The organism is Caballeronia sp. LjRoot29 (genome assembly GCF_964252755.1).
In the GTDB taxonomy this organism is placed as follows: domain Bacteria; phylum Pseudomonadota; class Gammaproteobacteria; order Burkholderiales; family Burkholderiaceae; genus Caballeronia.
The window spans coordinates 56,013-62,426 of the sequence record NZ_CAXUPU020000043.1 but is presented as its reverse complement, the minus strand read 5'-3'; the positions used below and the strand labels follow the sequence as shown (position 1 = coordinate 62,426).

The following is a 6,414-nucleotide window of genomic DNA, read 5'->3' as shown; positions in this document are numbered from 1 at the left end:
GCGCGCAGACCACTAACACCGAAAGCAGCAACCCGGCATAGACCCCGACCCCTAACGCAAAAACCTAACACCCCAGCACCGACCCCGACCGCCCGCCCCCCCCGAGTGCGAACGAAAAACCACTGTTCATGTCTGCAAACTGAGCACCGCCAGGTCCCTTGCCGGACTCCACGTCGAAGCCACGAGCACTGCCAGAATCGCCGCGACCAGCAACAACCAGAACGCAGCAAAAAACGAGCCCCCAAACGCGGCGATGAGCGCACCCATCGCAACCGGCGCGATCGACCCTGCAATCTGCCCACCAAAGTTCATCAACCCTGTAGCGCTGCCAATCAAATGTTCCGGAAAATGCCTCAGCGGAGCAGAAAAAACCGTCGCATAGACAAAGTTGAACGCCAGCGAAAACAGCGTCCAATAGACCAATAATAGCGAGATCATGGTCGTCGTGATCATCAACGCAAGAAACACTGCGCTCATCAACGCGCCCATCATCAGAAACAAACGCTCACGGCTCTTGCCGTATTTATCCAGCAACGCGCCCACCACGTTAGTACCCGCAAACGCGATCAGGTTCGGCACCGTCACCGCCAAACTAATATGAAGCAAATCGATATGGTAAGTCTTCATCAAATACGACGGCATCCACGACTGCACACCAACGTACAACATACTCGTGAAGAACCAAATGGCAGTCAGCTTCCAGGCCATCCGGATGCGCAGCAACGAGCGCCACAAATGCTTGGGCCGGTTCGCAACCCGCGCCCTTTGCTGAGCAACCCCACCACGCAACGAAAGCCAAAGGATCATCGCGACAAGTACGCCCGCACCGGCAAGAATATGAAACGCCCCACGCCACCCAAGATGCACGACAGTCAGCGCGATCAAGCCAGACCCGGCCGCATTGCCAAGAAAGGTAGTCGATATCAGGAACGACTTGGCGCGCGCCCGCTCGGGCTTAGGAAATACCTCGGCGACCGTCACCGAGCTGGCCGGCGAGAAGCTGCCCTCGCCCATGCCGAACATAAAGCGGATTGCAAGCAACGAACCAAACGACCACGCAAGACTCGTCGCGCCGGTGAAAACCGACCACATGACAATACATAACACCACGATAATCCGTGAGCCAAAGCGGTCCGACAACCAGCCGCCAGCAAGCTGCATAAATGCATAACTCACGTAGAACGCGCTGAGCAACATGCCGGCTTGCCGGGTATCGAGAGCAAATTCATGGCTTATAGGAATGATCGCGGTGCTCATCAGGATCCGGTCCGCGTAGCCGACAGCCCACGCGAGGAACAGACCCGACAAACACACCATTTTTTGCGTCCGGGAAAACACATGCCCCGCAGACTCCATAAACCCTCCACACCACGTTAGCGCTACATACTCGACCAGGTACCCGACAATCTCACGCGATAACTCCTACGGCCATCCGGGGCGCGGGACCGGTCAGCAGGCCAAATATGAGGGCGCGCGCAGACCACGTCTAATGAAAATAAAATTCCAAAATATAACCCTGCGTTATAGGCAGCCGATAGGCAACTGACAGGCGAGCTATAAAGAAGGCTTACAGGATCCGTAAGCAGGCCAGGTCAAAGCCGTGTTCCAAACAATCGAGCCGTGCCGTAAGCTGCTTGGGCGATGTCAATCCAGGGAGACTCAGGTGCGTTTGCGACATATCGAAATTTTCAGCGCGATCATGCTGACCGGGTCGACCAACGGGGCGGCCAAGCTCCTGCACATCTCGCAGCCCGCTGTCAGCAAGATGCTGCAGCATGCCGAGCAGTCCGCCGGATTCGCCTTGTTCCTGCGCAGCAAGGGCAAGCTGGTGCCAACCCCCGAAGCGCTGCGGCTACGCGAAGAACTCGGCCCGTTCGATGAACAACTGAAACGGATCCGGCGCCTTGTCGCAAGTCTTGCACACGGCGCTGACCGGCCGTTGCGGATCGCCGCTACACCCGCCCTTGCCCACCACGCGTTGCCGCAGGTCATGGCGCGATGGTGCCGCACGTTCCCGCAGTCGAAGTGCGAACTGAGCGTCGCGCACACCCGCGAGATCGAACATGCGCTGCTGCTCGATGAGATTGATCTAGGGCTGACCATGCGGCCCGTCTCCCATCCCAACCTGGTCGCCACGCCGGTATGCGAAAGCACGCTGTGCGCCATTGCGCCGGCTGGCTGGTGGAAAAACGAACTGCTCGACCAGCCGCTGACAGCGGACGATCTGGCGGGGCAACCGCTAATCACTATCGATCCAGACGACTACCTTGGGTCCATCCTTTCCGCATGGCTTGCGGACGCTGCCGAGCCGCCCGTCAGCAATCTCTCGGTGCAAACTTATCCGCTTGGGAAGTCGCTGGTGCAGCAGCGCATTGGCATCGCGATAGTCGATTCGTTCACGGCGAATTATCCCGCGCATCATCCGGACATCCAGATCCGGCCGCTCGCAATCGACGAGACCCTGCAGGTTTATGCGGTGACGGAACACTCGCGACCGCCGCCGCAATCGGCGGAGCGGCTCATCCAGTTTCTGCGCGACGACGCGCCCGGGCTATCGGCCGGTGAGTCGTCACGGAGTTGATATGACCGCGCAGGCCCTCTATAACCGATGGCTATAGCGCGAGCGCTGGTCGATATTGGACGCCGTTTGCGCGCTGCAGAACAATGTCCTCCAGCTCAATCAACCATCGACCCATCCCATGCATGTGCTCGTACTCGGAGCAGGAGTCACCGGTCTGGCCACAGCCTGGTATCTGCGGGAAGACGGCCACACCGTCACCGTCGTAGAACGCAATGAGGACGTTGCACTCGAATCCAGCTTTGCTAACGGCGGCCAGCTTTCCTATAGCTATGTCGCCCCGCTCGCCGGTCCAGGCGTCCTGTCAAAACTACCTTCCTGGTTGCTGCGCGGCGACTCGCCGATCCGCTTCCGGCCGCGCCTTGATCCAGACCAATGGCGCTGGCTCGCGCAGTTTGTCCGCGCGTGTACACAGCACAAAAGCGAGCTGTCCACCCGGCGCTTGTTGGCGCTCTCCTTCCTGAGCCGTGACTTGATGCGGCAACTGCAGATCAGCGAACCAGGCTTGCAATTCAGCCACTCGAATGCCGGCAAACTCGTCGTACACCGCAAGCGCGCTTCATTCAATGCAGCGTTGCGACTACTCGATTACCAACGTTCGCTCGGTTGCGAACAGCAAGCCCTCGACACGCGCGAATGTGTGCAGAAAGAGCCCGCATTGGCGCATCTTGCAGGTCAATTGGAAGGCGGCATCTTCACGCCTGGCGAAGACAGCGGCGACTGCTACCAGTTTTGTGTCGCGATGACCCGCCTGCTAAGAGCGCGCGGTGTTGAGTTTCTTCTCGGAACGAAAGTCACCGCCTTGCGCCGCACGAGGGGCGGCTCAAGGCGCGTCGAAGTGTTGGCCGGCAACAAGGTTATCGAAGCCGATCAGATCGTGTTGGCAGCGGGCGCCCCCAGCGCGGCGCTGCTCAAGCCGCTAGGCGTGCGAGTCCCGCTTTATCCGCTGAAGGGCTATAGCCTGACCACTCAGGTCGCCTCAGACGGCCGCGCGCCGCATATCAGCATCACCGACTTCGAACGAAAGATTGTTTATGCTCGGCTCGGCGACCGGCTAAGGATCGCCGGCATGGCCGACGTCACCGGCCGCAGTGCCGATATTGATCCGTCTCGCGTCGCCACGCTGCGCGCCGAATCGGCTGCAGCGTTTCCCCATGCCGGTAATTTCGACGAAGCGACGGTCTGGTGCGGCCTTCGGCCAGCCACGCCGCACAGCACGCCGATCATCGATTCAACGCAATACGAGAACCTCTGGCTTAACCTCGGACAAGGCGCGCTTGGTTTTACGCTTGCGCTTGCAAGCGGCCGCTCGATCGCCGATCTGATTGCAAAGCGGCGTCCGGCAGTGCCGCTCGACGGTTTTACGTTGTAAGCGAAAACCACGCCGAGGGTGCGGTGCTCTAAGCTAGAAAATCTTGCCGGGGTTCAAAATGCGCGCAGGGTCCAGTGCCTGTTTGATCGCGCGCATCGACGCTACGTCAGCCTCCGAACGCGTCAAATGCAGGAAGTGCTTCTTCTTGATGCCGATCCCGTGCTCCGCGGAAATGGATCCCCGGAAGTCCCGCGTCACGTCGTAAATGACCTGATCGATGGCATCGTGACCCGACTTCGGCATGTCGGGCACATCCACCACGATATGGATATTCCCATCGCCGAGATGGCCGTAGATCATGATCGTGGCGTCGGGCCATCGTGCACGTAGTTCCGCCTCGCAGCGCGATGCCGCCTCGCCCACTTGCGCGATGGAAAAGCTCACATCGTAAGCGGCATTATTCGGAATGAAGCGTTGATATTCGCCGGGAGCATCGCGGATCGCCCAGAACGCCTTCGCATGCGCCTCGTTCGAAGCCAGCGCTGCGTTGGTGACGATGCCCTCCTCCAGCATCGCAGCCAGAAATTCTTCGAACGCTTCGCCATGACGAACAGGATCGGTCCCCACGCTTTCCAGCAATACATAGAACGGATGCGGCGAATCGAGCGGAGCACGCAAACTGTCCAGGTTGGCAAGCACGGTATCGTAGTAACCCGCCCACATGACCTCGAACGCCGACACGCCTGGAGCCAGGCCTGCCTGAGCGCGTCGGAGCAGCGTGGTGACGGCGTCGAAGCTGGGCAGGCCACACCATGCGGTAGCCGTTGCCGTAGGCTTTGGCCGCAGGCGCAACACCGCCCGGGTGATGACCGCGAGCGTGCCTTCGCTGCCGATCAGCAAGTTGCGCAGATCGTAGCCGCTGTTGTCCTTGATCATCTTGTTGAGGCCGCCGACAATCGCTCCGCTCGCCAGCACGGCCTCGATGCCCAGCACCTGGTCGCGCATCATGCCGTACTTGATGACCCGATTCCCACCCGCATTGGTGGCGATATTTCCGCCGATAGAACAACTGCCGCGCGCGCCGAGATCCAACGGAAAATAGAAGCCGGCCGCGCTGGCCGCTTCCTGCACCACTTGCAGAGGCGTGCCGGCCTGAACCGTCATGGTGCCCGACACAGCGTCGATCTCCACAATCTGGTTCATGCGATCGAGGCTCAGCGCGACCTCGCCACCCGTTACATTAGCGCCGCCCACGAGTCCCGTCAGGCCACCTTGCGTAACGACCGGTTGAACGTAGCGAGCACAGATTTCGAGCGCTGCCGCGACCTCGCGCGTGTCCCGTGGCCTGATAAGTGCAAGCGGCACCGCGCTCGGCAGTCCGCTCCAGTCCTTCACACGACGGTCGCCAAACTCATCCGGCAACGCCACGACCTGTGCGCCAAGCGCATCCCGCAACGCGCCGACTGCTTGATTCACTTCCATGCCTGGTCTCCTCGATGCACGGCTTCCCCATAGTCACTGCAAAAGTAACACACGGCGCTTTCCATGCACAGCAAGAGACCTGCAGCACGTTTCGGGCGTCTTTAACCACGTTTAACCAGCGAGGCCCTTGCCATCCGACCAGCTCTCTACATACTTGACGAGCTCAGTCATGTCGCGTGCTTTGCCGTCCTGCATGCCCGCGTAGTTCCATACTTGACGTGCGGTGCTGCCAACCCACATTGGCACGCCGAGCGCCTGGCATTCTTCCACCGCAAGTCCAATGTCCTTGCAAACGCTCCCGATCGGGAAGCCGAAATCGAATGTGCCCGGCAAGACCTGCTTCGGGAATTTATCGAGCGTCGCGCCGTTCTTGCCGCTACCCGCATTGAACACCGACATCATTACGTCGGGATCGAGCCCGCCCTTCACGCCAGCCACGAAAGCTTCCGATGTAATCGCAAACGCCGTGGACGAAAGCATGTTGTTCAGCAGCTTGATCAATTGCGCCTGACCCGGCTTCTCCCCTACGATGAACACCTTGCCGAAGACATCGAATAGCTCGCGCACCTGAGCAATCGCTTCCGGTTTCCCTGCAACCATGACGGCGAGCGTGCCTTTTTGCGCGCCGGCCGCGCCGCCGCTAATGGGGGCATCGACTGTTTCAATGCCTTTTTCAAGCAGTCCGGCCGCCACTTCCTGTTCCGTTCGCGAACCGACTGTGGACAGGTCGACCAGAACCTTGATCACCTTGCCGGCGATCAGCCCGTCTGCACCCAATGCGACGTCCTTGAAGATGGCCGGCGTGGGAAGACTCGTGAAGACAATGTGCGCGCTGTCGGCCACTTCCCGTGCGCTGCCCGCCACTTGCGCGCCGAGCGCCGATAACTCCGCGAGCGCCTCTTCGTTGCGATCGTAGATCACGAGAGAATGACCGTGCTCGATCAGGCGACGGGCCATGGGACGCCCCATGACGCCGACACCCACAAAACCTAACTTCTTATTCTCCGACATGATGCTTCCTCGACAGTGATGAATGGTGTGC

5 protein-coding genes are annotated in these 6,414 nt (G+C 59.9%); 2 read left to right on the top strand and 3 right to left on the bottom strand.

The features are described from left to right. Nucleotides 1–126 precede the first annotated feature (126 nt). Nucleotides 127–1,356, bottom strand: coding sequence for an MFS transporter (locus ACSQ83_RS31565; RefSeq protein ID WP_436230816.1), 1,230 nt, complete (start codon nucleotides 1,354–1,356; stop codon nucleotides 127–129). 307 nt (nucleotides 1,357–1,663) lie between these two features. On the opposite strand from ACSQ83_RS31565, the gene ACSQ83_RS31560 reads away from it, so the two are divergent. Both ACSQ83_RS31560 and ACSQ83_RS31555 read left to right on the top strand, forming a co-directional pair. Next, complete coding sequence (locus ACSQ83_RS31560; protein WP_414968009.1) at nucleotides 1,664–2,581, top strand: LysR family transcriptional regulator; 918 nt, start codon at nucleotides 1,664–1,666, stop codon at nucleotides 2,579–2,581. Nucleotides 2,582–2,699: 118 nt separating this feature from the next. Continuing rightward, on the top strand, nucleotides 2,700–3,950 hold the full coding sequence (locus ACSQ83_RS31555; RefSeq protein WP_414968008.1) for a D-amino acid dehydrogenase: 1,251 nt from the start codon (nucleotides 2,700–2,702) through the stop codon (nucleotides 3,948–3,950). A 33-nt stretch (nucleotides 3,951–3,983) separates the two neighbouring features. On the opposite strand, the gene ACSQ83_RS31550 is transcribed toward ACSQ83_RS31555, so the two are convergent. Continuing rightward, on the bottom strand, nucleotides 3,984–5,372 hold the full coding sequence (locus ACSQ83_RS31550) for an FAD-binding oxidoreductase (protein ID WP_436230815.1): 1,389 nt from the start codon (nucleotides 5,370–5,372) through the stop codon (nucleotides 3,984–3,986). 111 nt (nucleotides 5,373–5,483) lie between these two features. Beyond that, nucleotides 5,484–6,383: an NAD(P)-dependent oxidoreductase gene (locus tag ACSQ83_RS31545; protein ID WP_436230814.1), complete on the bottom strand. Its 900-nt coding sequence runs from the start codon at nucleotides 6,381–6,383 to the stop codon at nucleotides 5,484–5,486. Nucleotides 6,384–6,414: the final 31 nt, after the last annotated feature.